This window comes from Embleya sp. NPDC005971 (assembly GCF_040629175.1).
Taxonomy (GTDB): Bacteria; Actinomycetota; Actinomycetes; order Streptomycetales; family Streptomycetaceae; genus Embleya.
The window spans coordinates 36,814-63,645 of sequence record NZ_JBEXUX010000034.1; the positions used below are offsets into that span (position 1 = coordinate 36,814).

At 71.3% G+C, this 26,832-nt stretch carries 25 protein-coding genes and 1 pseudogene; 11 read left to right on the forward strand and 15 right to left on the reverse strand.

Features of this window, described 5'->3' with window-relative positions:
* Positions 1-706: 706 nt before the first annotated feature.
* Both ABZ374_RS27220 and ABZ374_RS27225 read left to right on the forward strand, forming a co-directional pair.
* Positions 707-838, forward strand: a pseudogene (locus ABZ374_RS27220) (DivIVA domain-containing protein); the annotation flags it as partial.
* 48 nt (positions 839-886) lie between these two features.
* Entirely contained in the window at positions 887-1,288 is a 402-nt protein-coding gene (locus ABZ374_RS27225) for a DivIVA domain-containing protein (protein ID WP_360315636.1), read from the forward strand.
* A gap of 131 nt (positions 1,289-1,419) precedes the next feature.
* Here the strand turns inward: ABZ374_RS27225 and ABZ374_RS27230 are convergent, their stop codons facing one another.
* The 7 genes from ABZ374_RS27230 to ABZ374_RS27260 form a co-directional block, all read right to left on the reverse strand.
* On the reverse strand, positions 1,420-2,562 hold the full coding sequence (locus ABZ374_RS27230; RefSeq protein ID WP_360315507.1) for a zinc-binding dehydrogenase: 1,143 nt from the start codon (positions 2,560-2,562) through the stop codon (positions 1,420-1,422).
* Positions 2,559-2,870, reverse strand: coding sequence for an antibiotic biosynthesis monooxygenase family protein (locus ABZ374_RS27235; protein ID WP_360315509.1), 312 nt, complete (start codon positions 2,868-2,870; stop codon positions 2,559-2,561). The genes ABZ374_RS27230 and ABZ374_RS27235 overlap by 4 nt, the downstream gene beginning before the upstream one ends.
* Positions 2,867-3,538 (reverse strand): glycerol-3-phosphate responsive antiterminator, encoded by a 672-nt coding sequence (locus ABZ374_RS27240; RefSeq protein WP_360315511.1) that lies wholly within the window; start codon positions 3,536-3,538, stop codon positions 2,867-2,869. Before ABZ374_RS27240 ends, ABZ374_RS27235 begins: the two co-directional genes overlap by 4 nt.
* Positions 3,539-3,566: 28 nt before the next feature.
* Positions 3,567-5,108 (reverse strand): FAD-binding oxidoreductase, encoded by a 1,542-nt coding sequence (locus tag ABZ374_RS27245; protein WP_360315513.1) that lies wholly within the window; start codon positions 5,106-5,108, stop codon positions 3,567-3,569.
* Between the two features lie 79 nt (positions 5,109-5,187).
* Complete coding sequence (locus ABZ374_RS27250) at positions 5,188-6,906, reverse strand: glycerol-3-phosphate dehydrogenase/oxidase (RefSeq protein ID WP_360315515.1); 1,719 nt, start codon at positions 6,904-6,906, stop codon at positions 5,188-5,190.
* A 95-nt stretch (positions 6,907-7,001) separates the two neighbouring features.
* Positions 7,002-8,534: an FGGY family carbohydrate kinase gene (locus ABZ374_RS27255; protein ID WP_360315517.1), complete on the reverse strand. Its 1,533-nt coding sequence runs from the start codon at positions 8,532-8,534 to the stop codon at positions 7,002-7,004.
* Between the two features lie 68 nt (positions 8,535-8,602).
* A complete protein-coding gene (locus ABZ374_RS27260; RefSeq protein ID WP_360315519.1) occupies positions 8,603-10,075 on the reverse strand; it encodes an MFS transporter in 1,473 nt (490 codons plus the stop codon).
* Positions 10,076-10,341: 266 nt separating this feature from the next.
* On the opposite strand from ABZ374_RS27260, the gene ABZ374_RS27265 reads away from it, so the two are divergent.
* The 3 genes from ABZ374_RS27265 to ABZ374_RS27275 all read left to right on the forward strand — a co-directional run bounded on the left by ABZ374_RS27265 (position 10,342) and on the right by ABZ374_RS27275 (position 11,916).
* On the forward strand, positions 10,342-10,617 hold the full coding sequence (locus ABZ374_RS27265) for a hypothetical protein (RefSeq protein WP_360315521.1): 276 nt from the start codon (positions 10,342-10,344) through the stop codon (positions 10,615-10,617).
* Positions 10,614-10,856: a hypothetical protein gene (locus ABZ374_RS27270; RefSeq protein ID WP_360315522.1), complete on the forward strand. Its 243-nt coding sequence runs from the start codon at positions 10,614-10,616 to the stop codon at positions 10,854-10,856. The genes ABZ374_RS27265 and ABZ374_RS27270 overlap by 4 nt, the downstream gene beginning before the upstream one ends.
* 67 nt (positions 10,857-10,923) lie before the next feature.
* Positions 10,924-11,916 carry an aldo/keto reductase gene (locus ABZ374_RS27275; protein WP_360315524.1) on the forward strand — a complete coding sequence of 331 codons (993 nt, stop codon included), beginning with the start codon at positions 10,924-10,926 and terminating at the stop codon, positions 11,914-11,916.
* A gap of 43 nt (positions 11,917-11,959) precedes the next feature.
* On the opposite strand, the gene ABZ374_RS27280 is transcribed toward ABZ374_RS27275, so the two are convergent.
* From ABZ374_RS27280 to ABZ374_RS27300, 5 genes are all read right to left on the reverse strand, one after another.
* A complete protein-coding gene (locus ABZ374_RS27280) occupies positions 11,960-12,625 on the reverse strand; it encodes an HAD family phosphatase (protein WP_360315526.1) in 666 nt (221 codons plus the stop codon).
* A 133-nt stretch (positions 12,626-12,758) separates the two neighbouring features.
* Positions 12,759-13,844 (reverse strand): exo-alpha-sialidase, encoded by a 1,086-nt coding sequence (locus tag ABZ374_RS27285; RefSeq protein WP_360315528.1) that lies wholly within the window; start codon positions 13,842-13,844, stop codon positions 12,759-12,761.
* Between the two features lie 133 nt (positions 13,845-13,977).
* On the reverse strand, positions 13,978-14,340 hold the full coding sequence (locus tag ABZ374_RS27290; protein WP_360315530.1) for a DUF2203 domain-containing protein: 363 nt from the start codon (positions 14,338-14,340) through the stop codon (positions 13,978-13,980).
* A gap of 97 nt (positions 14,341-14,437) precedes the next feature.
* Positions 14,438-14,653 carry a hypothetical protein gene (locus ABZ374_RS27295; RefSeq protein WP_360315532.1) on the reverse strand — a complete coding sequence of 72 codons (216 nt, stop codon included), beginning with the start codon at positions 14,651-14,653 and terminating at the stop codon, positions 14,438-14,440.
* A gap of 42 nt (positions 14,654-14,695) precedes the next feature.
* Complete coding sequence (locus ABZ374_RS27300; RefSeq protein ID WP_360315534.1) at positions 14,696-15,940, reverse strand: helix-turn-helix domain-containing protein; 1,245 nt, start codon at positions 15,938-15,940, stop codon at positions 14,696-14,698.
* Positions 15,941-16,219: 279 nt separating this feature from the next.
* Here ABZ374_RS27300 and ABZ374_RS27305 point away from each other — a divergent pair, with 279 nt between their 5' ends.
* Genes ABZ374_RS27305 through ABZ374_RS27320 form a run of 4 tightly spaced genes read left to right on the forward strand, consistent with a single transcriptional unit; the run spans position 16,220 to position 20,160 of the window.
* Positions 16,220-18,709, forward strand: a complete 2,490-nt coding sequence (locus ABZ374_RS27305) for a nitrate- and nitrite sensing domain-containing protein (RefSeq protein ID WP_360315536.1) — start codon at positions 16,220-16,222, stop codon at positions 18,707-18,709.
* On the forward strand, positions 18,706-19,164 hold the full coding sequence (locus ABZ374_RS27310; RefSeq protein WP_360315538.1) for a roadblock/LC7 domain-containing protein: 459 nt from the start codon (positions 18,706-18,708) through the stop codon (positions 19,162-19,164). The genes ABZ374_RS27305 and ABZ374_RS27310 overlap by 4 nt, the downstream gene beginning before the upstream one ends.
* The gene (locus ABZ374_RS27315) at positions 19,161-19,595 is read left to right on the forward strand and encodes a DUF742 domain-containing protein (protein ID WP_360315540.1); all 435 of its coding nucleotides are present in this window, start codon (positions 19,161-19,163) and stop codon (positions 19,593-19,595) included. Before ABZ374_RS27310 ends, ABZ374_RS27315 begins: the two co-directional genes overlap by 4 nt.
* Positions 19,576-20,160 (forward strand): ATP/GTP-binding protein, encoded by a 585-nt coding sequence (locus ABZ374_RS27320; protein WP_360315542.1) that lies wholly within the window; start codon positions 19,576-19,578, stop codon positions 20,158-20,160. Before ABZ374_RS27315 ends, ABZ374_RS27320 begins: the two co-directional genes overlap by 20 nt.
* Before the next feature lie 295 nt (positions 20,161-20,455).
* On the opposite strand, the gene ABZ374_RS27325 is transcribed toward ABZ374_RS27320, so the two are convergent.
* A complete protein-coding gene (locus ABZ374_RS27325) occupies positions 20,456-22,765 on the reverse strand; it encodes a germacradienol/geosmin synthase (protein ID WP_360315544.1) in 2,310 nt (769 codons plus the stop codon).
* A 179-nt stretch (positions 22,766-22,944) separates the two neighbouring features.
* On the opposite strand from ABZ374_RS27325, the gene ABZ374_RS27330 reads away from it, so the two are divergent.
* Positions 22,945-23,370 carry a RidA family protein gene (locus tag ABZ374_RS27330; protein ID WP_360315546.1) on the forward strand — a complete coding sequence of 142 codons (426 nt, stop codon included), beginning with the start codon at positions 22,945-22,947 and terminating at the stop codon, positions 23,368-23,370.
* Positions 23,371-23,488: 118 nt separating this feature from the next.
* A complete protein-coding gene (locus ABZ374_RS27335) occupies positions 23,489-23,860 on the forward strand; it encodes a hypothetical protein (RefSeq protein WP_360315548.1) in 372 nt (123 codons plus the stop codon).
* A 67-nt stretch (positions 23,861-23,927) separates the two neighbouring features.
* Here ABZ374_RS27335 and ABZ374_RS27340 read toward each other — a convergent pair whose 3' ends face one another.
* Together ABZ374_RS27340 and ABZ374_RS27345 are read right to left on the reverse strand one after the other, a co-directional pair.
* Positions 23,928-25,265 (reverse strand): VWA domain-containing protein, encoded by a 1,338-nt coding sequence (locus tag ABZ374_RS27340; RefSeq protein ID WP_360315550.1) that lies wholly within the window; start codon positions 25,263-25,265, stop codon positions 23,928-23,930.
* A gap of 163 nt (positions 25,266-25,428) precedes the next feature.
* Positions 25,429-26,787: a glutamate-1-semialdehyde 2,1-aminomutase gene (locus ABZ374_RS27345; RefSeq protein ID WP_360315552.1), complete on the reverse strand. Its 1,359-nt coding sequence runs from the start codon at positions 26,785-26,787 to the stop codon at positions 25,429-25,431.
* Positions 26,788-26,832 lie beyond the last annotated feature (45 nt).

Sequence of the window (26,832 nt, forward strand, 5' to 3'; positions counted from 1 at the left end):
CCGCGCGGGTCTGTGCCGTGTCGGCCTGGTGCGAACGGCCGGCGGCCGATCCCCATTGCTGGCTCGGCTTCCCGTACTTGGTCCCGCCTTGGGTGGCGGCGGACACAACAGTCGCCCCGCTGACGGTAAGACCCACGGTCATCGCCATTGCGGCGAGGATCGCGGTCGGACGCTGCGCGCGCAGCCGGGCCGGCCCACCGAACACGGGTCTGCTCCCCCGGAGTTGGAGATATGACAAGCGCATATCCAAATACCGGCGGAGCAGTTGAACAATTTATTTGGTTCTATGTCGACAGATGATTCACATCATAGCGAGGCCGTACAACTTTTGAGCATTTCCAAGCGTCACCGCCGGCTCGACGGGAGCAGAACCCGGGTCGGTATCGGGACCGCCACCGGAGCCCGCTCGCTCACCCACGTGCCGCGGGTACGGCGCGCCCGCGCGGCCCGCCGCGGCGCCCGCCGCGCACGGCAAGCGCCCTTGGGGCGGGTCGGGTGGTCGCGATCCGGTGGTTGGCCGTCCGGGTGGCGGCGACGGCACGGTTGTAGCCTTCGCGAGCGGGTCGAGTGGAGGCAAGGGGTGTCGAGAACGTGCGGCAGCGAGTACTTGGGGGCGGGAATGCAGTGGAACTTCACTCGGACGCGGCTGCGTGAGGGGTACTCGATCGCCGACGTGGACGCGTTCCTGGCCTTGGTGCGCAGCAGCCTGGACGGCACCGCCGCGGTACCGCTGACGCCGGCTCAGGTGCGCGAGCAGCAGTTCGCCACCGTTCGACTGCGCGAGGGCTACGACGAGGACGAGGTGGACGCAGCGCTCGACGAGATCGAGGCCCGATTGGCGGCGCGCGGCGGGGCGTGGGGCTCCGCCGGGAGCCGCGGCGCGGACATGAGGGCGGACCGGGGCGCGAATCCGGGAGCGGACCGGAGTCCGGACGGGAATCCGGGCCGGAGTACCGATCCCGGCGCGGACCCGGAGGAGGTCCGGGCGGCGGCCGAGCGGTTCGCCGACGCACGCGCCGAGGCGGACGTGAAGGCGGTGACCCTGCGGCCCGCCGGGGAGCGCTTCGCGTCGGTCCGGCGCGGCTACCCCCGGGATACCGTCGACGCCCTGGTGAGCCGGGTCGCCGAGGCACTGCGCGGCCGGGTGCGGCTGACCCCCGAGGAGGTTCTCGCCGACCGCTTCGACATCGCCCGCCGAGGGTACGACCGCGCCGAGGTGGATGCCTGGCGCGATCGCACCGCCGATCTGCTGATCCGTCGCCGGCTGGACGACGCGGCCGGAGACTGAAGGCGGCAGGGCCCGCACGAGCAGACGAGCACGAGCCGCCGGGCCGGACGAACCGGGCCGGGCCCACCCGCACTCACCCCACCCGACCCGGGCCCGCCGCACACTCACCCCACCGCCGGGCCCACCCGCACTCACCCCACCGGGGCCGCCCCCGTCCGGATCACCTGCCGAATCGCCTCACCGCTCGCCAGGGCCTCCATCGCCTCGTTGAGGTCGGCCAGTTCCACCGTCGAGGTGTGCAGGTGCTCGACCGGCATCAGGCCGGCCCGCCACAGCGCCAGGTAGCGCGGGATGTCCCGACGCGGCACCGCGTCGCCCATGTACGAGCCGATCAACGATTTGCCCTCGCCCGCGAAGGCCAACGCCGGCACCGCGTCCAGCGTGCGGCCCGGTGCGGGCAGGCCGACCGAGACCACTCGGCCGCCCCGGTCCACCGCGGCCAGGCAGTCCGCGACCACGGCCGCGCTGCCGACCGCCTCGATCGCGACGTCCGGGCCGCCGTCGGTGAGGTCGCGGATCGCGCCCACCGCGTCGGCCGGGTCGTACGCGTGCGAGGCACCCAGCCGCAGCGCCAGGTCGCGTTTGGCCGGCACCGGGTCGACCGCGACGATCGGGTACGCGCCGGCCGCCCGCGCACCGAGCACCGCGGACAGCCCGACCCCGCCGAGGCCGAACACCGCGACCGACTGCCCGGGCCGCACCGCCGCCGTGTTGATCACGGCGCCGGCCCCGGTGAGCACCGCGCAGCCGAACATCGAGGCCACCGCGAACGGCACGTCGCGCGGGATCGGCACCACCGATTCCTGTGCCACCACCGCGAATTCGGCGAACGCGGAGACCCCGAGCTGGTGGTGCACGACCTCGCCCCCGGCATCGCGCAGCAACGCGGGGCCGTGCAGGAGCCCGCCCGAGCCGTTGGCCGCCGCGGCGGCCGAGCACAGCGCCGGGCGGCCCTCGTCGCAACGCGTGCAGTGGCCGCATCTGGGCACGAACACGAGCGCGACGTGCTCGCCCGGCGCGACCCGGTCCACCCCGGGCCCGACCGCCTCGACCACGCCGACCGCCTCGTGTCCGAGCGCCATCGGCAGCGGCCGGACCCGGTCGCCGTTGACCACGGACAGGTCGGAGTGGCACAGGCTCGCGGCGGCGATCCGGACCAACACCTCGCCCTCGCGCGGGTCGCCGAGTTCGACCTCCTCGATCGCGACGGGCCGGCTCGCCCGATACGGACGTTCGCGCGATATCCCACGCAGCACCGCTGCCCGCATCTTCACCGGGCGTCCGTCGCGGCCGCGTCCCGAGGGCTGAGCCGCACCACGTCCCGGCTCGCCAGCAGCGGCACCACCTGCCCGAGCACGATCTCGGCGAAGTGCGCGGAGGCGCAGTGCGCGGTGAAGTCGGCCTCGGCGTCGTACTCCTCGTACAGCACGATCGTGCGGGCGTCCTCGACACCCTGGTGCACGCGGTAGCCGCGACAGCCGGGTTCGGCCAGCGAACGTCGGGTCATCTCGTCGAGCAGCGCGAGCACCCGTTCCTGCTCGCCGGGGTTGGTCAGGTAGCGGGCGACGACAACATAACTCACGGTGTATTTCTCCTACTTGCATGAGAGCCGGCCTGGGACGGCGACCCGAGCGCCGCGAGCCGATCACGGCTCAGGTCCCACAGCCGGGGGTCGGACGTGGCCACGGCGACCGCGCCGAGCGCGAGCGCGGCGGCCGCGTCCTCGGCGGTCTCCACGAACCCGGCCGCGACGAACGGCGACATCGCGCGCTTGGCCTCGGGGGTCATCCGCGCCACGATCGGCGACGGCATGATCTCGACCAGGTCCGGGCCGCCGCGGGCGATCGCGTCGGTACTGCGGCGCATGTTCGAGCGGTCGGTGACGAACACCTTCTGCATGGTCAGCAGCCCGAGCGGGCGCCCCTTCTCCATCAGCGACAGTCGGGTGCTGACCATGCCGTGCGCGCCCATCGCCTTGAGGAACTCCAGGGCGCCCTTGTCCTGGGCCAGGCCCGGGCAACTGTCCACGTTGACGAACACCGTCTTGCCCGCCTTGCCGAGCAATTGCACGATATTCGGCAATTGCCCGACCGGGATGGACGCGAGGATGCACACCTTCGCCGGCGCGCCGAGGAAGTTCTGCAGGCGCTGGGGTCCGATGATCGACGCGATGACCGGTACCTCGGCGAAGGCGGACGACAACACGGAGGACATCCGGGGCCCGCTCGCGGGGCGTTGACTGGCGTTCATGACCTACCTGCGCTGGGTCTCGGCCGCCTCACGCATCGAAGCGGTTGGGGAGGCCCAGTTTGCCAGGATTGAGTATTCCGACCGGGTCCAGGGTCTCCTTGACCTTGACGAACGTGTCGAAACCGGCGCCGAGCGCGGCGGGCAGGTACGGACCGCGCAGCAGGCCGCAGCCGTGGTGGTGGCTCAGCGCCGCGCCCTGGCGGATCAGCACCTCGTTGGCCGCGTCCCACACCGCGCGGTACCACTCGCGCCGCCTGGGCCGGTCCACGTCGCCGCGCAGCGAGAAGTACACACACGCGCCGTCGGTGTACGCGTGCGACTGGTGCGCGGACGCGGCCAGCGTGCCCGGCACCGACTGGATCGTCGCGACCACCTCGTCGTACACCTCGGCCAGCGCGGTCCAGGATCCGGCGATCTCCAGCGTGTCGGCGACGAAGCCGGGGCCGGGGGTGAAGCCGTCGGAGGACTTGCCGACCAGCATCCGCTCCTTGAGCCAGCGCTCGAACACCGCGTCGCTGTCCAGTTCGGGGCCGTACGCCAGGCAGACCTCCTCGCTGACCTTCAGCATCGCGTCGACCAGGATCGGGTCGCCCTCGTCCGCGATCAGCAGCAGGTTGGTCTCGGGGTGGCCGAAGTGCACCCCGCTCTCCAGCTTGTCGTACAGGCGCAGCACGGCCGGGGTCGCGCCGCGCTGCATGATCTTGCGGCACGCGTCCAGGCCCTCGGCGAAGGTCTCGAAGCCGAACGCGAGCGCCTTGGCGTAGGTGGGCAGCGGGTGCACCCGGATCCGGGCGGAGGTGATCACGCCGAGCGTGCCCTCCGAGCCGATGAAGATCTGCCGCAGGTCGGGGCCGGTGGCGGCGCGCGGGTAGTCGCCGTAGGTGGCGCGCGTGCCGTCGGCGTGCACGACGTCGATGCCGACGACCATGTCCTCGATCTTGCCGTAGCGCGTGGAGAGTTGGCCGGCGCCGCGGCAGGCGATCCAGCCGCCGACCGTGGAGACGGCGAACGCGGACGGCCAGTGGCCGGTGGTGGCGCCGTAGGTCTCCTGGAGTTCCTGCTCGAACAGGTCGCCGAACATGCCGGCTTCGACGTCCACGACGAGCGATTCGGCGTCGAAGGAGCGGATCCGGTTGAGTCCGCACAGGTCGAGCACGACGCCGCCGTGCACGGGCAGGGCCGCGCCGGTGACGTTGCTGCGGCCGGCGGAGGCGGTGACCGGGATGCCGGCCGCGTTGCAGATCCGCAGTACGGCGGCGACCTGGTCGGCGTCGACGACCTCGACCACGACCGCGTCCGGGGTGGCCGGGCGGCCGTCGGTTTCGCCGATCATGGTGCCGGCCCACCAGTCGCGGGTGCGGGTGACGACGTCCTCGCGGTCGGTGTACACGGCCTTGGCGACGCCCTGCAGGTCGGTGATCACCGACGCGGGGACCTCGACCACGGCGCCCTGCAGCGACGCGTCGCCGGTGCCGACGGGGGTGTTGCGGGCCCATTTGGGCGGCGTGGGCGCGCCGACGATGTAGTCGCCTCGGTTGAACGGGTTGGTGATGGTCTGCCTGCTGATCACTGGTCTGCTCCTTCGGGTCGAGCGAGTTGTGGGGTACACCGGGTGTCGTGGGGGCGGGCGGCACGATCCGCCGTGTGTGTCACGCCCGTCGGCCGGCCCCGGCGGACGCGTGCGCTGCCTCGGCCGGCTCGAAGTCGCCCAGCAGCACCGCCTTCTCGTGCCGCACGGCGGCCAGGTAGTCGGCGACCTGGCGTTCGATCTCCGGCTCGGACAGGCCCAGTTCGGCACCGAGCAGCCGGCCCACCTCGGGCGCCGCGGCGGCCGAGGCGTCGCGGGCGAACAGGCGCGATCGGGTCCGGCGCGAGAGCACGTCGTCCACCGAGCGGGCCAGCTCCGAGCGGGCCGCGTAGACCACCTCGGCCCGGATGTACGGCATGCCCGCGACCACCGGTTCGGCCAGCGTGGCGTCCTCGGCGAGCAGGTCGGAGACGAAGCGCGCCTCGGTGCCGTAGCGCTCGCCCAGGTGCGCGGCCAGCCCGCCGGAGGCGGCGACCGCCTCGGCGTCGTAGCCGGCGCCGCCGATCAGCGGCAGGTTCGCGGTGCGGCTGCGGCCCTTGCGGCCGAGCACCTGCATCACCTTGTCGATCACCAGCTCGCCCATGTGCCGGCTGGTGGTGAGCTTGCCGCCGGTGACGGTGACCATGCCGCCGCGACCGACGGCGATGTGGTGGTCGCGGCTCATGTCGAGGGTGGCGCCCTCCTTCTTCCCCACCAACGGACGCAGCCCGCCGATACTGCCGACCACGTCGTCCGGGGTGAGCTTGCCCTCGAAGGCGGTGTTGGCGCCTTCGAGCAGGAACTCCATCTCCGGGCGGGTGCAGTGCACGTCGTCGACGGAGCCGCGGTAGTCCTCGTCGGTGGTGCCCAACACGACCGAGTCGCCCCAGCGGGTGCAGGTCGCGCGGCGTGCCCGGCCGGGGATGGGCACGGTGACCGTGCAGTCGATCCGGACCTTGCTCCACGGCACCACGATGTGTACGCCCTTGGCGGGTCGTACCTGCGGCTCGTGTGTGCCGTCGGCCATCGAGTCGACCGCGTCGCTCCAGACGCCGGTCGCGTTGACCACCGCCGACGCGCGCACGTCGAACCGCTCGCCGTCCACCTCGATCCGGGCGCCCGCCGCCCGACCGCGTTCGTCCAGGACCCGATCCACCTTGGCGCCGTTGAGCACGGTGGCGCCGAGCGCGGCGGCGGTGCGCACGATGGTCAGCACGAGCCGCGCGTCGTCGGCGCGGCCGTCGAAGTACATCAGCCCACCCTTGAGGTGGTCGGCCCGCAGCGTGGGCGCGTGCGCGAGCACCTCGTCGACGGTCAGCCGCTGGTGCAGCTTGCCGATCCGCCAGCCGCCGACCAGGTCGTAGGTCCACAGCAGACCCTCGAAGCCCTTGGCCAGCCGGGCATCGAAGATGCCCTCCTTCTCCAGGATCGGGAACAGGAACGGCAGCCGGTGCACCAGGTGCGGTGCGTTCTTGCGGAAGCGGTGCCGCTCCAGCAACGAGTGCCGGACCAGGTTGACGTTGCCCTGCTCGATGTAGCGCAGGCCGCCGTGCACCATCTTGGACGACTTGGAGGAGGTACCGGAGGCGAAGTCGTCCTTCTCCACCAGGGCCACGTCCAGACCGCGCGAGGCCGCGTCGAGTGCGGCGTACGCGCCGGTGACGCCGCCGCCGATCACGAGCACGTCGAACACGTGGTCCGCCAGCCGGCGCTTGGCCCGGCTCCGGTCGAGAAGCAGCGGCTTCCCTCTCGTGGCCGCCGCTGACGCACGCCGAGGCTTGCGGGCGGGCAAGGTGATCACAACATCAACTCCTGGAATCTGTCCGGCGGTTCGATGACCGGTCGCCGGGTGGTACGTGTTGCGGGTGGCCTCGCGGCCGACTGCGGGTCCGCGCCTCAGTCGAGGTGCGGTGTGAGCACGGTCCGCCAGGCGGCCCGTTGTTCCTCGCGTTGTCCGGGAGTGGTGGTCGGCGCGAAGACCCGGCCGCGCGGTTGCGCCTCGACCACCTCTTCGAGCGAGGACCACAGGCCCTCGCGCACGCCCGCCAGATAGGCGGTGCCGCGCAGGCTCGCGGTCGCCGAGTCGGCGGCGCGCTCCAGCGGCAGGCCGACGACGTCCGCCTGGATCTGCATCAGCGTGTCGCTGCCGGCCACGCCGCCGCCCACCCGCAACCGCCCGAAGGGGGCGCGCATGGTCTCGGCGACGCCGTCGATCAGGTCGCAGACCGAGTGGGCGATCCCGTCCAGCACGGCGCGGGCCACATCGGCCCGGGTGGTGGCCAGGGTCAGGCCGCTGAGCGCGGCGCGCGCCTCGGGTCGCCATGCGGGGGTGCGGATCCCGGCCAGCGCGGGCACGAACCACTCGCGCCGGCCCGACTCGGCCGTTCCCCGGGCCTGCGCGGCGAGTTCGCCGATCTCCGCGGGCGAGGCGAAGAAGCCCAGGTCGTCACACAACCAGCGCAGCGCGGACCCGGTGGTGGAGCAGTACGCCTCCAGGCTGAAGTGCGTGGTCTCGCCCTGCCGCCAGCCGGGTTGGGCCAGGACCCCGGTCACGCCCGGGATCGGCAGCGCGGGGGTGTCCCCGGTGGCCGCGTCCACGAACGTGCCGGTGCCGTACACGCACATCCCCTGCCCGGCGGCCAGCCCGCCGAGCGCGATCAGCGCCGCGTGCTGGTCGCCCATGACCGCAGCCAACGGCAGGTCGAGGCCCAGGAGTTCGGGGTCGATCCGGCCGTAGCCGGGGTCGTCGTCGGCGAACAGGTCGGGCAACAGGTCGAGCGGGTAGCCCAGTTGCCCGACCCACTCGTGGTCCCAGGCGTGTTCGCGGAGCAGGTAGGCGCCGACCGAACCGGCGTTGCTCGCCGAGACGGCGTGCGCGGCCCCACCGGTGAACTTCCAGGCCAGCCAGGTGTCCACGGTGCCGAACCGCAGCGTCCCGGCCGCGTGGGCGGCGGCCACCTCGGGCTGCTCGGCGAGTTGCCGGGCGGCCCACAGGAACGGCGCCCGGCTGCCCACCGGGCGACCGAGCCTGGCGGTGAGCGGCTCGTCCCATTCGGCCTCGTAGGCGAGCAGGTCCCGGGCGTACCGCCGGTCCTGCCACACACAGGCCGGCACCAGCGGCCGGCCGGTGCGCGCGTCCCACAACATCGCGGTGGCCCGCTGGGTGGACAGCGCGAGTGCGGCGATCTCGACGTCGTTCGCGTGCGCCCAGGCCAGCGCCTCGCGGCAGACGGTCAGGGTGGCCGTCCAGATCTCCACCGGGTCCTGTTCGACCGAGTGTTCATCGGGATGCCGCACCGCGATCTGCCGGTACGCCACGTGGCCCACCGTCCCGGAGTCCAGCACGACTCCGGCCCGGGTCCCCGTGGTGCCCTCGTCGACGGACAGGATGCCGAGGCGCCGTCCGGGAGCGTGCAACGTCTTCGTCATCACAGCCCTTTCGGTCCGAAATATGCGATTGCGATCTCCGCGTGCGAGTCTTTCGCGGGAGGTCTGCGTCAGCGGGCGAGCAACGCGGGGTTCGCGGGGCCGGCCGAATCGGTGGGCGACGCGGTGAGCGTGGGCACGTCCGGGTCCTCGTCCGGCGAGATCGCCCGGGTCGGGTCCCACTTGATCGCGATGCACGTGAGCAGACCCAGCAGCGGGACGATCGCCAGGACCAGGAACGTCTTGTCCAGGCCGATGCCGTCCTTGATCTGCGGGAACAGGTAGAGCCCCGCCACGCTGCCGAAGCTGCCGATCATCCCGGTGACGCCGGTGCCCAGGGTGCGCACCTCACTGCGGTAGGACAGTGCGGCGATCGACTTGCCGTTCGCACCCGGGCCGGCCGAGTGACAGAAGATGAACAGCGCCGGGAGGATGAACGCGATCCAGGTCGGCACCCGGTCGAAGGTCAGCCCCATCCCGACCAGCATCACGAACACGCCGCCGAAGCCGAGCGCCGAGCTGACCCGAAGGCCCAGTTTGCGGGCGAAGTACGCGGAGAGGATGCCGCCGACGATGCCGAAGGCGTTGAACACCATCGAGCCGATGGTGGCCTTCTCGAAGCTGTTGCCGAAGATCGCCAGGCTGATCACCGGCAGGTACCAGCCGACCGCGAAGTACTGCATGGACTGGCCGAGCGAGATGGCCGAGGACAGCAGGGTGCGGGGCAGGTACTTGCCGCGGAACAGGATTCCGGCCTGCTTCATGCCCACGTTCGGCGGCACCTCGTCCGCGTCCGCGTCGTCGTGCGCGGCGCCGGCGGCGGCCGGTTTGGCGGCGACGGCCTCGATCCCGTAGATCCGGTGCAGGTTGCGCGCCGCGTCCTCCAGCCGACCCTTGGTGGCCAGCCAGGTGGGACTCTCTACGAGGAAGGCCCACTGGAGCAGGAACAACGACAACGCGATCACCCCGGCCGAGCCGACCGACCAGCGCCAGATGTCCGCGCCGACGTCGAACTTGAAGCAGATCAGGGTGAGCAGCAGGTTGCCGGTGGTGGCGATGTACCAGATGCCCTGCCACAGGTTGAGCCGGCCGCGCAGCGACTTGGGGGTGTACTCGGCGAGCAGCGCCATCGCCACCGCGAAGTCGATCCCGTAGGCGACGCCGACCAGGACCCGGCCGATCCACACCACGGTGAAGTCGTCCGCGGTGGCCGCGATCACCGCGCCGGCCAGCGCGAACAGCTTGGCCAGCAACAGTGGGGGCACCCGGCCGATCCGGGTGGCCAGCCACCCGCCGATCGGGTTGAACAAGATCGCGAGGGCCGGCGCGGTGGCGGTGAGGATGGAGACCTGGGTACTGCTCAGGTCCATCTGCTTCGTCATCGGGGCGAGCCCGGCGCCGAGCGCGGCATTGGAATACGCGTCGAGGAAAAGGCCCCCGAACACGAGGAACCAGATGACCTTGGCCCGACCGGAGATTCTCCCCAGTCGGTCGATGAGCGCGACGACGTCCTTGACGCCTCTGACGCTCTGCTGCTGTGCCATGTACCCGTCCTCGGAAAAAAGGACCAGTCGGCGACACGCGAGCGCTAACGCGTAGGAGGGCACAGCGAAGCCACCGACAGGTGGTCTTCGTCTGTTCCTGCCAAAGAATGATCTGGACCCTACGAGGGACATTTTGGGCTGTCAAGGGTCCGTAAAGGACCGATCCACCGCCCACCCCCGAGGCGGCACGGCGCGCGACCGGCTCAGCGGGTCCGCCGCCGCGCGCCGGCTACCGGCGCCGCGCCGCCCCGTGTCACGCTGGCGCCATGAGTGATCGCCCAGTCATCCACGCCCACCACAACGGCCGTGTGGTCGAGCTGCCCGGCACCCTGGCGGACATCCGCGCCGCCCTCCCCGAGCACGAGCGGGCCGCGTTCGACCACGACATCCAGCACGCCGCCATCGACAACCTGCCGGCGGTCGCCTCCGCCTGGGCCAAGACTCCCGAGATGCGTGACCACGACGACGCCGTCGCCGCCCGAGTCGCGACCGGCGACCACCGCGGCCTGTACCACCCCGATGGCACACCGGTCGAGCCGTGAGCAAATACCGCGTGCAGTACACCGACAACGCGCTCGCCGGGTACAACGCCCTGACCGCCTCCACTCGCCGGGAATTCGACCGAGCCGTCGACGCCATGTCGCACTCGCCGCGCACCCACGGGGACGCGATCCGCGGCAACCCCGACCGGCGCACCGCGGTATTGGCCGGGGTGATCACCGAATACGAGGTCAGCTCCGGCGTCCTCGTGGTCACCATGCTCCACGTGCGCGGCCTGTGAGTCGAGGTCGGATGCCGACCGCGCGGCGGCATGGCCGCCGACCAGGGAATCGGGCGAAGATGGGGCCATGATCCACAAAGCTTCCGATGATCGTTACGAGTCGATGCGCTATCGCCGGGCCGGGCGCAGCGGGGTGCGGTTGCCCGCCGTGTCGCTCGGGTTGTGGCACAACTTCGGGGACACCCAGCCGATGGAGGTGCAACGGGCGGTGTTGCGGCGGGCCTTCGATCTGGGGGTGACGCACTTCGACCTGGCGAACAACTACGGGCCGCCGTACGGGTCGGCCGAGGCGAACTTCGGGGTGCACTTCCGGGCCGACTTCCGGCCGTACCGCGACGAGTTGTTCATCGCGTCCAAGGCCGGCTGGGACATGTGGCCGGGGCCGTACGGCGACGGCGGGTCGCGCAAGTATCTGCTCGCGAGTCTGGACCAGTCGCTCGCCCGGATGGGGCTCGACTACGTCGACGTCTTCTACTCGCACCGCTACGACCCGGAGACCCCGCTCGAAGAGACGATGGGCGCGCTGGACACGGCGGTTCGCTCCGGACGCGCGCTGTACGCCGGCATTTCCAACTACGGTCCGCAGGAGCACCGTCGGGCGGTCGAGATCCTGCGCGACCTGGGCACACCGGTGCTGCTCAACCAGTCGGCCTACTCGATCCTGGACCGCGAACCCGAGCGCGGCGTGCTGGACGCGATCGGCGAGACCGGGACCGCGCTGATCGCCTATTCGCCTTTGGCCCAGGGCCTGTTGACGGACCGATACCTGGACGGTGTGCCGAGCGATTCGCGGATGGCGGTGGGTCATTTCCTCACCACCGACCAGCTCACGAAGGAGCGTCTGACCCTGCTTCGCGCGCTGAACAAGCTTGCCCAGGGCCGGAATCAGACCCTCGCGCAGCTCGCGCTCACCTGGATCCTGCGCGACGAGCGGGTCGTGTCGGTGATCGTCGGGGCAAGCAGCGTACGGCAGTTGGAGCAGAATCTGTCCGCCGTCGGGCAGCCGGATCTGACCGCCGCCGAGATCGCCGAGATCGATCGGCTCTGCGCCGAGCTGTGACGTGGGCGGATTCGCGGCCCGCCGCGAATCCGCCGGACCGGACCTACGCCCGCGCCGCCGCGGACACGGCCAGTTCGCCGGCCTCGATCGAGGCCAGGGACTCGACCACCCGGCGGCCCGGGGCGGGCTCCATCGCGACGGTCGAGGACACCGCCAGGACGGCGCACCCGGCGGCCTCCGCCGAGGTGACGCCGACCATGGTGTCCTCGACCGCGACGCACGCGCTCGGCTCGACCCCGAGCGCGGTCGCCGCGGCCAGATAAGGGGCGGGGTCGGGCTTGGTCCGCGGCACGTCCTCGGCCGCGACGGTCACCGCGAATCGGGCCGACCCCAACGCGTCCCGCACCAGGTCCACGACCCGACGCGGCGACGCCGACACGATCGCCAACGGCACGCCGGCGGCGGCCAGTTTGTCCAGCAGCGCGAGGACCCCCGGCAGCGGCTCGATCCGGGCCTCGACCCGGGTCGTGAACGCCGCGTCCAGCGCGTCCGTCAGTTCGTGCACACACGGCGCCTCGGCGACCACCTCGTGCAGGTAGCTCGCCGTGTGCCCGATCGCGTGCCCGACCACGTCCGCCGCGTCCGTCTCCCCCAACGCGTAGCCGACCCGGCCGGCCACGTCCGCCACCGCCTCCCACCACAACTGCTCGGTGTCGACGAGGGTCCCGTCCATGTCGAACAACACGGCGGCGGGCGATACGGCGGACACACTGACTCGTTTCGATGGGCTGAGGCGAGGACGTCACGACCCTCTCAGCCCGACGTGAGCGCAGTGCCACGATCGGGTTGCGCGCACGTGAACGTGTGTGGACCCCAACGGCACGGGGTGCGGCCGGGCCCGGTCAGATCACCGCCGCGCGCAGCGACAGGACGTCCGGGAGGTGTTGGGCGATGCGTTCCCAGTGGTCGCCGTCGTGTCGGCCGCGGTAGACCTCGCCGCTGCGGGAGCCGAAGTACAGGCTGGTGTCCTCCGCGTCGTCGGTGCACATCGCGTCGCGCATCACGGCGGTCCAGAAGTCGTCCGGCAGGCCGTCGGCCAGGGCGGTCCAGGACTTGCCGGCGTCGTCGCTGCGGTAGACGCGGCATCGGCCGTCGACCGGGAAGCGCATCGCGTCGGCGGTGAGCGGGACCACGTAGACGGTGTCCGGGCGGCGCGGGTGGACCACGATGGTGAAGCCGAAGTCGGCGGGCAGGCCGTCGGCGATCGACTCCCAGGTCGCGCCCGCGTCGTCGCTGCGGTAGACGCCGTGGTGGTTTTGCAGGAACAGCCGTTCGGGGCGGTCCGGGTGCCGGGCCACCTTGTGCACGCACTGGCCGTACTCGGGATACTCGTCCGGTTGGAACGTGACGTGGATGCCGGTGTTGGACGGGCGCCAGCTCGCCCCGCCGTCCTCGGTGACGTAGACCCCGCCGGTGGACATCGCGACCAGGATCCGTTGCGGATCGGTGGGGTGCGGCAACACCGTGTGGATCGCCTGGCCGCCGAAGCCGGCCTCCCAGTGCGGCCGGTGCGGGTGGTCCCACAACGCCCGCACGAGTTCGAACGAGCGCCCGCCGTCCGTGGAGCGGAACAGCGCGGAGGGTTCGACGCCGGCGTAGAGCACGTCGGGTTCGGAGCGGGCGCCGGGCACCAGTTGCCACACCCGCTCGACCGAGGCGCCCGCGTCCGCCGGGAACCCGACCCGGCCCAGGTCCGGTTCGCGCCAGGTCGCGCCGAGATCGTCGCTGCTGACCACGACCGGGCCGAAGTGTTCGTGGACCACGCCCGCCAGCACCCGGGGCGCGGGCCCTCGGGTGTCGATCGCGACCGAGTAGACGCCGGTCATCGGATGGTGCGGCCCGGTGTAGGCCCAGGATCCGTCGCCATCCGAGCGACCGATCCACAGGCCCTTGCGGGTGCCGATGGCGAGCAGGACGGAATTCGTCATGGTGACCTCCAGGCAGCGTTCCGTACTCGGGGAACGCTACGCGGCGGCGGGGACAATCGCCCGATTCGACGCGATCACCCTGGTTTCGTGCACTTCCTCTCGGCAATCGGCCCCGTGCGATCGTGCTCGCGTGCTAAGGAAGCGGTCGGCGGCCGGCGAAGCCGAGGTCGAGGCGGTGGTACCAGCCGAGCCGGCGGTCGCCCTCCAGCCAACACAACAACACGGGTACGCCGTCCAGGTCGGCCGGGAAGTCCACGAGCAGCGGCGCGAAGCCCTTGAGTTCCGCGCCGGTCTGCTGGACCTCGGTCATCAGCTCGTCGAGCCGGGCCTGCATGCCCTTGAGTTCGGGCAACCCGCCCAGCTCACAGCGCGTCTCGCCGCGTTCCAGCGCGACCGCGACCTCCGCGGCGTCCGCCCGGACGGCGATCAGCTCGTCGAGCACCGGCAACAGCCGGGCCAGCTCCGCGCGTGCCTCGTCGACCGTGAACAGACCCATGCGGCACAACCTCCCGTGTCGTGCGCCGGCCGACGATGGCGCGCGCCGATGGTAGCGCCGCGGCCGACGCGCGGGGCCGCCGGCGCCCGCGAAGAGGTCAGCCGAAGTACTTGGTGTTCTCTTCCACGCCCGGAAAGGAAGCGTGATTGGCGTGCACACCGAAGATGCCGCCGGAGGATTCCGCCCGGCCGGTGCGCTCCTGTTCGATCCGGAGGCCCTCGTGGCTCGTGGTGTGCCCGCGCTTGCCGACCGTGACGGCGATGACCGTGACCAGCGCCATCAGGACGAGAACGAAAGAGATGATCGTGATCACGGTGCCCCCTGGGGGATTGTCCGGTCCGGCGCTTCGACTGTGCTACATGATCCATGCCCGCTCCGGCCCCGACGACCCATTTCCCGCGCACCGGGCCGCCAGTGCCCGCAATCGGGACTCGTCGCCGTCGGTGGACGAATCCAGCCGCAGGATCTCCTGGACGAAGCGGCGATTCATCGGCCGGCAGCGGACCTCCTGGGCCGCGACGGCCTCCGCCTCCAAGAGCGCGCCGACGGCTTCGCTGCGGCGGCCCACCGCGGCGAGGGCACGGGCGAGGTCGATCAGGTGCCGGGCCTGCCGACCGCGCGGCAGTACGGCGAGCGCGGCCGGGGTGAACCGACCGGCGATGGCCCGCGCGTACTCGCCGAGCAGGACATGCGCGGTGACCCGATGCAGCCGCACCTGGATCGCGCCGGGGTCGGCCCGCTCGGCCCCCTCCAGCAGGTCGCGCGTGGCGGGCCGATCGCCGAGCCGGGCCGCGGCCAGCGCCGCGCCGAGCCGCAGGGTGCGCAGCGCCGCCCGGCCGGGCCGGCCGCGGGCACCCAGCGCCGGGGCCAGGTCCGCCTCCGCGCCGAGCGCGAATTCGACGGCGGCACCCGCGCCTTCGTGCCCGACCATGGCGCCGGTGAGCCGATGGGCGGCCCGGGCCAGGACCACCACGTCGGCACTGCGGCCGGCCGAGGTGACCGCCCGGTCGGCGGCGCGCCACGCCAGCGCCGGTTCGCCGTACACGTGCGCGACGGCGGAGGCGAGCGCGAGCGCGGCGGAACGCACGACGGCCACGGCGGGCGCCGTGCTCCCGGCGCTCTCGGCGGAGTCGGCCGCCGACTCCGCCGGGCTCGCCCGCGTCGTCGCCCCCGCACCCGCGGTCGCCTCCAGCACCGAGGACACCACCCGGTCCAGGCAGCCGTAGTCCGCCGCCGCGTACGCGGTCCAGCCGTAGGTCAACTCCCGGCGCAGCACCCCGAGGTCGACCGGCGGCCCGGTGGTGCCACCCGCCAGCGCCGTGTCGGCCCGGCGCAGCGCCGCCCGTACCGCGGCGAGCGGATCGTGGTTGCGGGCCTCCCGGTCGGGTGCGGCGGGCAGCAGTCGGTCGATCCCGATGTGCAGGACGAGTGCGGCTTCGGCGAGCATCGACACGCGCGGGTCGGCTTGTCGGTGGCCGGCCTCCACGTCCTCGACCCAGCGCACGGATCGGCCCATCAAACGGGCGAATTCGGATTGGGTGAGGCCACGACGTGTACGCCAGTAGGCGATTCGCCGGCCGATTCCGGGCGCCGTCTGCATGTCGGGCCGCTCCTTTGGGTATTGCCGAGTGCGCGTCCGGTGACCGAGTCGCCGCGGGCCGACGTATCATCGTCGTTCTGCGCCGTTTGTACCGCACGGGCGGGAAGTTCCCCACGCACACTGCGTGGATTCTGTCGGCTGCCCCGCAGGTACCTTCGGCCGGGTCGCGGCAACCGCATTCGGGACCGGGTTGCCCTTGCGGGAGAGTCGATGAAAAAACTGTTGCGTGTCCCCGGGGTCGGTCGGACCCGAGCGGCTCGCTCGCGGCCGGGTCGTACGTTGTCGATCCGGACCTTGCTGGTACTGCTCACCGTGGTGCCCTCGATGGCCATGGTCGCCCTGTGGGGCATCGCCACCTACCGGTTGGTCGACCACGCGAGCAGCCTGGACAACGAGGTCTCGGTGGCCGAGCGGGCCGGCAACCCCAGTTACGCCACAATGGTGAATCTGCAACTGGAACGGCGGCTGACCGCGGGCTGGATGGCCAAGCCGACGCCGGCGACGGCCGAGGCGCTGCGGGCGCAGCGGGTCAGGACCGACGAGGCCGTGGGCCAGTTCGTCGCCTTCGCCGAAAGCGATGCGCGGGACACGCCTGGGCACGTGGTGCGCCGGGCGCACGAAATAGTGCCTCAGTTGACCCAACTCGCCGACGCCCGCCGCCAGGTGGACGCGACCGGCGCGGTCGGGCGGGATCGTTGGCTGGGTTACTACACGAAGCAGGTCGCCAACCAGATCTCCATGGTCCAGGCGCTGGCCGAGACCTCGGACACCGACGTCACCTTCGCGGGTCAGTTCCTGGTCATACAGTTCCGCGCCGGGGAGGCGTTGACACAGGAAGACATGACGGTCACGTTCGCGCAGGCCGGAGGCCGGTTGACCCAGCCGGACTTCGCCTCGTTCGTGCAGAACGTGGGCGTGCGTCGGCACACCCTCGAAGACGAGGTCGAGCCGTTCCTGCCCGCCGACCTGCGGCCCCTGTACGTGGCGCTGACGCAAAGCCCGGCCTGGCGGGACCTGACCGCGATGGAGGACGCGATCATCGCGGCCGTCGACGCCCCCAGGGACCAGCGGGCCGCGGCCGGCTCCGGGATACCTCTGCCTGCCGAACTGGCGAAGTGGCGCGAGACCTTCGATCAGCTCGCCATGCCCAACACGGCCTTCGACTTCGCCCGGGTCGAGCAGGTGTTCGCGGCGGGTGACGCGGCCACCTCGGACACCTGGAATCAGGTGTATCTGCTGAGCGCGATCGGCCTGGGCTTCGTACTGCTCGGCGCCCTGCTGTGTTGGCGGGTGACCCGCTCGGTGCGGCTGCGCCTGTCCCGGCTGCGCGACGCGACGGTGGAACTGGGCTCGCGGCGGCTGCCGCTGATCATCGACCGGTTGCAGCACGGCGAGCGGGTGGACCTGGCGGTGGAGGCGCCGGACGTGCCGGTGGGGCGGGACGAGATCGGCCAGGTGGCCTCGGCGTTCAACGCCACGCAGCGGGCCGCGCTCGACGGTGCGGTGCAACTGGCCCGCCAGCGCGAAGGCTTCGCAAAGGTGTTCGTCAACACGGCGCTGCGCACCCAGTCGCTGGTCAACCGTCAGATCGGTGAGTTGGACGCGATGGAGCGTCGGCACCAGGACCCCGAACTGTTGCGCGAGTTGTTCACCATCGACCATCTGGCCACCCGTCTGCGCCGCTATGAGGAGAACCTCGTGGTGCTCACCGGCAACCGGCCGGGCCGGCGCTGGAGTCGCCCGGTCCGGATCGTGGACGTGATACGCGGTGCGGTCGGTGAGGTCGAGGACTATCACCGGATCGAGGTGTATTCCGACCGTGACCTGCAACTGTCCGGGCCGTCGGTGGGTGGGTTGATTCACCTGCTGGCCGAACTCGTGGAGAACGCGACGACGTTCTCGCCGCCGGACACACCCGTGCATGTCCGGGCGGTCTCGGTGGCCAAGGGCCTCGCGATCGAGATCGAGGACCGCGGCCTGGGCATGTCGACGGACGAGTACGAGTCGGCCAATCGACAGTTGGCCGTCCCGGTGAGTTTCGATGTGATCGCGCTCGCCGAGGACGTGCGGATGGGCCTGTTCGTGGTCGCCCAACTCGCCGATCGGCTCGGGGTGGAGGTCACCCTGCGGCCCTCGCCGTACGGCGGCACGCTGGCGATAGTGTTCTTGCCCGAGGAATTGATCACCCGGAGTTCGGGTGCGTCCGGCGAACCGGACCGGGCGGCGGGGCCGTTCGAACACGCGCTCGCGGCGGATTCGGAGTCGGAGTCGGACATGCAGTCCTCGGTCGGGTCGGCGATCGACCCGACCCCGGTGGTCGGTGCGGCGCGCTCGCCCCGGGACGACGTCGAGTCGGACTCGCCGGATCGGCAACACCCCGAGCCCGTGCTGCGTTCGCTGGAGCGGGTGCCGGCCGCGCCCGTACCCGCCGGTGGCCTCGTCGCCACCGCCGAGGAGACCACCGCCGACGGCCGACGGGCATTGCCGCGTCGGGTCCGGCAGCGCAATCTGCCGATGCCGTTGCGTACCGAGGCGGCCGGCGGAGGCGAGAGCGACCCGGGAACCGGGTCGAAGCCCTCCACTCCGCGCGAAGCTGCGGCTACCTTGTCCTCGTTCCGGTTCGCGAGCCAACGAGCGCGCGAGGCGTCCGAACCGAGCGCGGCCGGCGACGAGTCCGCGATCGACACCGAACCCGGAACCGGGGCCGAGCCCGCACCGGGCCCGAGCCCCGCCGCCGGAAGCACCACGCACCCTGGGGAACCGTCATGACGAACACGCACGATCTCGCCGGCGGCACGGCCACCACCGCAACCGACAATCGGCTGGACTGGTTGTTGACCGACCTGGTCAAACGCGTGCATCAGACCCGGCACGCGATCGTGTTGTCCGAGGACGGGCTGCTGATGAGCCGATCCGAGACCATCCCGCGCGACGACGCCGAGCAATTGGCCGCCGCGGCGGCCGGGTTGCAGAGCCTGGCACGCAGCATCGGCCGGGGCTTCGCGGGCGGTTCGGTGCGCCAGACGCTGGTGGAGATGGATGACGCGTTCCTGTTCCTGACCGCCGCCGGCAAGCGCGCGCACCTGGCCGTACTGGCCGAACAGAGCGCGGACGTGGGAGTGGTCGCGTTCGAGATGAACATGTTGGTGAAGAAGGTCGGCGAGTACCTCGGGACACAGCCACGCGGCGACGGGGCGGGCGATCCGGCGGGTGGTCGGGCATGACGTCCCGGTGGGAGCAGTCCTGGGATGAGGACGCCGGCCCGTTGGTACGGCCGTACACGCTCACCCGGGGGCGCACCAAGGCCATACGGGACGCGGATCTGACCTTGATCACGCTCGTCACCACGGTCGCGCCGGACGAGCCCGGGGGCCGCGCCCCGGCCGCGGACGATCCGTCCGCGGCCGCGCGCCGCAAGGCCCGGGACGGGCGTGGCCGGCAGCCCGAGCACCAACAGATCCTGGAACTGTGCCGGGAGCCGCAGGCGGTCGCCGAGGTGGCCGCGCTGATCGACCTCCCGGTGAGCATCACCAAGGTGCTCGTCGACGACCTGCTCCGCGACGGCCTGGTGACCGTACGCGCCCCGCTGGCCCTGGCCCGAACCCCCGATCCCGCACTGTTGAAGAAGGTACGTGATGGTCTCCTTCGGCTCTGACCGGTTGCCCGAGCATGCGGCGGCGGTCAAGATCCTGATCGCGGGCGGGTTCGGGGTCGGCAAGACCACCCTGGTCGGCACGGTCAGCGAGGTACCGCCGCTGCACACCGAGGAGGTGATGACCGAGGTCGGCGTGGGCGTGGACGACCTGGTGGGCGTCGAGGACAAGTCCCGCACCACGGTGGCCCTCGACTTCGGCCGGATCACGCTGTCCGAGGACCTGGTCCTGTACCTGTTCGGCGCGCCCGGCCAGGAGCGGTTCTGGTCCCTGTGGGACGACCTGGCGATAGGCACGCTCGGGGCGATCGTGCTGGTGGACACCCGACGGCTGGAGGCCGGCTTCGGCGGCATCGACTTCTTCGAACGCCGAGGCATCCCGTTCGTGGTCGCGATCAACCGCTTCGACGACGCGGTCGAGTACACGGTCGAAGAGGTTCGCGACGCCCTCGACCTGGCCCCCGACGTCCCGATCGTCCCCTGCGACGTGCGCATCCGCACATCGGGCCGAGACGTCCTCCTGGCCCTCGTCGACCACCTGATGTCCGCCCCCCTGGCCCTCGCCTAGCCGACCCGGCCTCCGAGAACAACCGACCCGCCCAGGCACCCCCCAGCCCACGCAGGCACCCCAGCCCAGGCACCCCCAGCCATCCAGGCACCCCCTCAGCCCGTCCGGCGCTTGAGGACAACCCACCCGGACCGACTCCCGCCCGCCCAGGCACCCCCCAGCCATCCAGGCACCCCCTCAGCCCGTCCGGCGCTTGAGGACAACCGACCGGACCGACCCCCGCCCGCCCAGGCACCCCCAGCCCGTCCGGCGTTTGAGGACAAGGCGGGCCGCAGGCCGGCCCACCCGCCCACCCTCACCGCACCGCAACCCCCGCCCGCACCCCCGACAACCGCGCAGCCGACGTCCCCAGCCCACGAGGCCCATAACCCACCCGAGGCACCGTCGCCGCCCCGCCGCCACCCCGCGCCACAGGAACCGCGCGCGAGCCGACCCCATCCCCGGCCACCTGCCAAGGAAACGGCACCAGCGGCTTCGGGTCCGCGTAACGCAGGCAGTCCTGATGCCACTTCAGGATCGCCGCGTTCCAATCACCCAGCGCCACCGCGTACCCGTCCAGCGCCGCCCTGGCCATCCCGTCCAGCGCCAGGTCCTCGTACATCGCCGGAAGTTCCACCGCGACCACCCGCTCGAACTCACGCATCCTGGAGGTCATCAGGTCGTTCACGATCACCAGCGCGCGAGCGAAGTCGCAACCGAAGAAGCTCTGCACCACCAGCAACAGGTTGTGCAACTCCCCCTCGACCTCGATCTCCTTGCGGTAGGAGAACACGTCGTTGATCATCCAGCCGAAGTCGGCGGCCGAGTTCTCCATCGCCCGCACCGCACGCGAGCGGTACGCCTCGTCCGGCACCACGTCACCGTGCGAGAGCCGGGACAGGCTCTTGGTCAGGTCGGAGCCGAACGTACGGCGACGCATCTCGATGTAGTCGACCGGGTCCGGAACCCGATTGAGCGCCATGTTGGCCAACTCCCACAGCCAACTGTCCATCATCTCCTCGATGGTGCGCCGGAACCTGCGGCGCGACCGCGGCGACATCGGCCCGGCGGTACGGGCCCACAGGTCCACCAGCCCGCGCTCGATCGCGTCCGTCGGCACCGGCGTCGGCTCGCCGTCGACCGGCATCAGCGCCTTGAGTCGCTCGGTGTACACCTTGGCGCCGGCCTGGTCGAGCGAGCGGCCGAACACGATCGGGTAGTAGTCGTCGCCGTAGGTGCCCCAGGTCAACCACCCGGAGGCGAGGTCGAGTTGTTCCGGGCTCACGTCCGGCGCGATGCCCGCCGCGCACAGCGGCAGGTCGAATCCGCGCAGTGCCTCCTCGTCCCAGAGGCCCTCGCCGGTGATGCCGACCCGTGCGGCCCACTCGACGATGTTCTCCCGCGAGGCGTCCAGGTGTCGATTCAGTCGCGGCGCGAACGGCAGGTGGAAGTCCGGGATGTCGTACGGCTCGACCGGCTGGAACGGCACGCGCGTGTAGGCGCGCAGCCCGTTGTGCGACCCGGCCACCAGTCCCGGCAGGATCCGCGCCGCCGAATTGCCCAGGCCCTGCGGTCCGGCCAACACCCCGGTCACCGTCGGCACGTGGGACCCATCCGCCGAACCCGCTTCCGCACCGGCCCCGTTCATGTACCGGCTGGAGCGCATGTGCCACTCGTGCCCGCCGGACTGCCAGTCCTGGAGGCCCTTGACGTAGGCCATCACGTCCAGGCAGGACTGCGGGTCCAGGCCGTGTTCGAGGAACAGCGGCGGCAGTTCGGTGAACGTGGTGTGCTCGAACTGGTGCAGGCGCGAGGTGAGCAGCTCGTTGACCGCGTCGGCCGCCTCCTGCGTGGTGCAGCCGAGGAACTTCTCGAACACCAGGATCGCGTTCGCGTTCTCGCCCTCGTTCTCCACCTCGCGCTGGTACGAGAACAGGTCGTTGCGCAGGTGTACACCGTCGGCGAAGGTGTCCTTGAGCACCCGCATCGGCCGCGAGGCCGCGATCACCGCGGGCACCTCGGCGTTCGCCACGTATTCCACCAGGTTGGCCGACCACGGCGCGCCGCCCACCTTGCGGCGCATCTCGATGTACTCGACGGGGTTGGCGATCCGGCCCTCGTTGATGTTGGCCAGTTCCCACATCGATTCCTCGAGCAGCGCCTGGGTGCTCTCGGCGAACCGCTCCCGCCACTCCCGCGACATGCTCGGCACGGTCCGCGCCCACAGGTCGGCCAGGCCCTCCTCGACCTGGTTGGTCGGCTCGGGGATCTCGGCGGTGGAGTCCACCGGCATGAAGGCGCGCAGGCGTTCCAGGTAGCCCTTGGCACCGGCCAGGTCGCGGGTGCGCTTGAAGATGTCCAAGAAGTGGTCGTCGAAGAAGAACACCCAGACGTACCAGTCGGTGACCAGGTCCAGTTGCGCCCCCGTGCAGTCCGGATGGGTATAGGCGCACAACAGCGCGTAATCGTGCGAATCGAAATCGTGCTCGTCCCAGATCTCCGAGCCCTCGATCATCCGCATCCGGCGGGCCCAGGTCTTGGAATGCTCGCGCGCGCCCTCCAGATGAGGGTTCAGCCGCGCGGGGTACGGCACGTAGAAATGCGGGAGTTCGAAGGGTTGTGGCATCCGTGCGCTCCTTTCGCCAGGGCACACGGTAGGTCGCGCGAACCCGCCGGAGCGCACGACGGATCGGTTCTCGCTCGATCTGGTGAAAGGCACCGTCGCAGGCTTAACGATCTTGTTCGGCGGCCATACGGACGAAAAACCGCGACAGGCGGGCCGGCCCACGGGCGAGGATGGGCGTCATGACGACATCGAATCGCCTGACCCACATCCCGGCACCCGAGGGCGTGCGACCGGGCACCGGCTACACCAACGTGGTCACCGGCACCGGCCGGCTCGTCGCGGTCTCCGGGCAGATCGCTCTCGACGAGGACGGCAACCTGGTCGGCAAGGACGACCCGGGCACCCAGGCCCGACAGGTGTTCGAGAACCTGCGACGCTGCCTGGCGGCGGCGGGCGCGACCTTCGACGACGTGATCAAGTTGACCTACTTCCTCACCGACGTCGGGCACCTGCCGGCGGTGCGTTCGGCGCGCGACGAGTTCATCGACCCGACCCGGCTGCCCGCCGCTTCCGCGGTCCAGGTGGTCGCCCTGTTCCGGCCCGATCTGCTGCTGGAGGTCGAGGCGTTCGCCCTGGTCGACGACCCGACCGCACCCGGCGCATAGGGCGCCGGCCGCGGTCCGCGCCGGCGGCCCCGAAGCACCGCCGAGCGATGCCGGCATCATGCCCGGGCAGGTCGGCCCGCCGCGCGGGCCCCCGACGGTCTCCGAAGGGTGGCGGCAAGTGCTCGTGCAGGTACGCGTGGTCGGCGACGAGGGTTGCGAAGTCGCTTCGCTACAGCGCTGGTTGGCGATGGATCCGGAGGTCCGGGGCGGCACCGCGACCAGCTACGCCGAGGACGGCACGGTCGGCGCGATGGGAACCACGCTCGATGTGGTCGACATCGTGCTGAGCAACGGCGTCGGCCTGGGCGGCCCGATGGTGGCGATCGCCGGCCGGCGCCGCACCCGGGCACCGATGGCCGGCCCGAGCGGGCCCGACATCGTGATCCGCCGCGGCGAGGTCGAGGTGGTGCTGCCCGGCGCGACGGAGGCGGACCTCGCCCGGGCCGTGCGCGCGCTGGAGGAGCCCGAGCCCGGCACACCCGGGACCTGATTGCCCGTCAAAAAAGCCCGACGGTCGGCCGCTTCGGCCGACCGTCGGGCGTGTTTCGTACTCGTTCCTACACCAACGCGTCCACCGGGTTCGCCGTCAGGACGCCCGCCGCGACCGCCTCGTTCAGCCATTCCGGGAACTCCAGGAGCAGTTGGTCGTACAGCTCCCCGTCCGCGAGCAGCCTCGGGTCGTGTCCGGCGTGGAAGAAGCCCGCGTTGTCGACCACGCGCTGTTCCGGCACGGTGAGTTCGTCCAGCTTGCGCAGGAAGTCGAAGCCCTTGGCCTCGGGGTCGCCGAAACCGATGAACTGCCAGAAGATCGGCAGCCCGGCCGCCTCGCACAGCGCCTTCGCGGCGGCGGGACGGCTGGTCGGGGCACCGTCGGTCTGGAAGATCACCAGCGCCGGGCCGGTGCTGCCGGACGCGCGGTAGTGCTCGACCACCTTGGCGATCGCCCAGTGGTAGTTGGTCCGACCCATGTGCCCGTAGGAGCCGTGCAGTTCCTCGATCCGACCGACGTGGTTGTCGGGATCGAGGTCGGCGACGCCGTCGATGTCGGTGGAGAAGAACACCAGCGGTACGACCGCCTCGCCGAGCTGCGCGGACAGCGCGAGCGTCTGGTCGGCGAGGTGTTGCACGGTTCCGTCCTTGTAGTAGGAGCGCATCGAACCGGAGCGGTCCAGGACGAGGTAGACGGCGACATCGCGGCCGGTGAGCCCGCACTTGGCCACGGCCGCCGCGGCGGCCTCGCCTCGGGCACCGAAGCCGGGCACGGCCTCTTCGGCTCGGGCGGACGGCACCACGGCGATGCCGGTCGGTACCGGCGCGGCCTCGGCGACCACGAACGGCTCGACCTCGACCTCGACCTCGGCCGGGATCTCGGTCGCCGGCTCCGGCTCGGACACCTCGGCGGCCGGTTCGACGACCGTCGTCACCTCGGCCTGTTCGACCTCGACGGGTGTCGCGATCGACTGGGCCGGTACGGGAATCGACGCCGGCCCAAAGGCGTCGAACTCCGCCCGGGACACCGGGATGACGATCGGCTCCGGGACGGTCACCGGGTCCGGGACGACCACCGGCTCGGGGGTGACGACCGGCTCGGAAATGACGACCGGCTCCACAACGGCAACCGGCTCCGGGACGGCCTCCTGCGCCGCGGGGCCGACCGGCTCCGGCGCGATCACCGGCTCCGGGCGCACCTGCGGTTCGACGCGGCCGCTCGTCGGCTCGACGCGCGGCTTCGACTCCGCTTCGGCGACCGGCTCGGGCGCGACGACCGGGGACACGGTCGGTGCGGCGTCGAGGTCGGTCGGCGCGGCGGCCACGTCCGTCGTCTCGGGTGTCTCCGCCGCCTCGCGGGACGCCCGCGAACGAAGTACGTTGCGCAGCAGACTCCTCAAACCCATCGGCGAATCCTTACCTGTGTGGGGGACGCCGTCCCGATGATCAGGACGGTTACGTAAGGCTAGTCATGGCCCCGGCCGACCTGTGGGCGACCCGCGCGTACGACACCCCGACCGACCCCCGAACAGCCGAAGGCGGCCTACCCGTACGCCGAGCGGCGACCCCTCACACCCCCGCGAGCAGTACGAACGCCGCGTCCACCGCCGCGCACGCGGCCGCGACGTCGTCGTCGGTGAGCGCCGCCGACACGAACCAGCACGCCGAGCCGACCGCGTTGACGTGTACTCCGCGCTCCAACAGGGCGTGTCGGAACAGCGCGTAGCGCGCGTCGTCGCTCGCCGCCAGGTCCCGGTAGTTGCGCGGCGCGATGCCGTCGGCCGAGAAGACCACCTGGAACATCGCCCCGACACCCTGCACCACACACGGAATCGCGTGGTCCCTGGCGGCCCGCCGGATCGCCTCCATCACCCGGTTCCCGGCCGTGTCGATGTGGGCGACCACCGCCGGATCGGCGAGTTCGCCCAGCGTCACCAGGGCCCCGGCCGCACACAGCGGCGAACCGTTGTACGTTCCACCGTGTTTGATCCGGTTCGCACCGACCTCGTCCATGATGTCCCGGCGCCCGGCGAACGCCGCGATCGGCAACCCGCCGCCCAGCGCCTTGGCGTACACGGCGAGATCCGGGAGCACCCCGAACAGCCCCTGGGCGCCGCCGGGTCCGGTGCGAAAGCCGGTGCATACCTCGTCGAAGATCAACACGATCCCGCGTCGGGTGCACTCCTCGCGCAGCGTCTCCAGGTAGCCGGGCAGCGGCATCGTGCACGCGTTGTTGGCCACGATCGGCTCGCAGATCACCGCGGCCAGTTCGCCGCGATGCGCGTCCAGGATCTCGCGCAACACCTCGGCGTCGTTCCACGGGCAGATCACCACGTCGGCGACCACGCCGGCCGGCACCCCCGGCGAATGCGGGTGCGCGTGCGGCCGGGTGTACGGTCCGGCCTCGGCCGCGGTGGGCCGGTTGGAGACGGCGAGCGAGTCCGCCCATCCGTGGTAGTGGCCCTCGAACTTGAGCACCTTGTCCCGCCCGGTGAAGCCGCGCGCGGCCCGGACCGCGCCCTGGATCGCCTCCGACCCGGAGTTGGCGAACCGGACCAGGTCGGCGCACGGGATCATCGACCGCATGATTTCCGCCAGTTCGATCTCCGGGACGGTACCCGCGCCGAACATGGTGCCGCTCGCCAGGACTTCGGCCACCGCCGCACCGATGGACGGATTCGCGTGCCCGATGACCGCGCAACCGTACGAAATCAGGTAGTCGACATACTCGTTCCCGTCCACATCCCAAATGTGCGCGCCCTTGCCGCGCGCGATATAGAGCGGATAGGGAAAGGGACCGGTGCTCGTCGTGCGTGCGGAGGAAGCCGTTCCGCCCGCCAGTGAGCGTCGGGCCCGATCGAAAAGCATCCGACTGGTTTCGGTCGACTCGGCCGAGATCACGGAATACGCCACCTTCGCTCTTGACACCCGCCATGGACACTACGCAGGGTTTCTCTCCGTACCGTCGCGGTG

Excerpts from the sequence above, each read along its gene's own strand:
- ABZ374_RS27340 (WP_360315550.1), bottom strand. The coding sequence starts at position 25,265 with ATGGGTTTGAGGAGTCTGCTGCGCAACGTACTTCGTTCGCGGGCGTCC.
- ABZ374_RS27300 (WP_360315534.1), bottom strand. The coding sequence starts at position 15,940 with ATGCAGACGGCGCCCGGAATCGGCCGGCGAATCGCCTACTGGCGTACA.
- ABZ374_RS27285 (WP_360315528.1), bottom strand. The coding sequence starts at position 13,844 with ATGACGAATTCCGTCCTGCTCGCCATCGGCACCCGCAAGGGCCTGTGG.
- ABZ374_RS27240 (WP_360315511.1), bottom strand. The coding sequence starts at position 3,538 with ATGAACGCCAGTCAACGCCCCGCGAGCGGGCCCCGGATGTCCTCCGTG.
- ABZ374_RS27225 (WP_360315636.1), top strand. The coding sequence starts at position 887 with ATGAGGGCGGACCGGGGCGCGAATCCGGGAGCGGACCGGAGTCCGGAC.
- ABZ374_RS27275 (WP_360315524.1), top strand. The coding sequence starts at position 10,924 with ATGATCCACAAAGCTTCCGATGATCGTTACGAGTCGATGCGCTATCGC.
- ABZ374_RS27255 (WP_360315517.1), bottom strand. The coding sequence starts at position 8,534 with ATGACGAAGACGTTGCACGCTCCCGGACGGCGCCTCGGCATCCTGTCC.
- ABZ374_RS27260 (WP_360315519.1), bottom strand. The coding sequence starts at position 10,075 with ATGGCACAGCAGCAGAGCGTCAGAGGCGTCAAGGACGTCGTCGCGCTC.
- ABZ374_RS27320 (WP_360315542.1), top strand. The coding sequence starts at position 19,576 with ATGGTCTCCTTCGGCTCTGACCGGTTGCCCGAGCATGCGGCGGCGGTC.
- ABZ374_RS27325 (WP_360315544.1), bottom strand. The coding sequence starts at position 22,765 with ATGCCACAACCCTTCGAACTCCCGCATTTCTACGTGCCGTACCCCGCG.
- ABZ374_RS27290 (WP_360315530.1), bottom strand. The coding sequence starts at position 14,340 with ATGGGTCTGTTCACGGTCGACGAGGCACGCGCGGAGCTGGCCCGGCTG.
- ABZ374_RS27315 (WP_360315540.1), top strand. The coding sequence starts at position 19,161 with ATGACGTCCCGGTGGGAGCAGTCCTGGGATGAGGACGCCGGCCCGTTG.
- ABZ374_RS27310 (WP_360315538.1), top strand. The coding sequence starts at position 18,706 with ATGACGAACACGCACGATCTCGCCGGCGGCACGGCCACCACCGCAACC.
- ABZ374_RS27265 (WP_360315521.1), top strand. The coding sequence starts at position 10,342 with ATGAGTGATCGCCCAGTCATCCACGCCCACCACAACGGCCGTGTGGTC.
- ABZ374_RS27330 (WP_360315546.1), top strand. The coding sequence starts at position 22,945 with ATGACGACATCGAATCGCCTGACCCACATCCCGGCACCCGAGGGCGTG.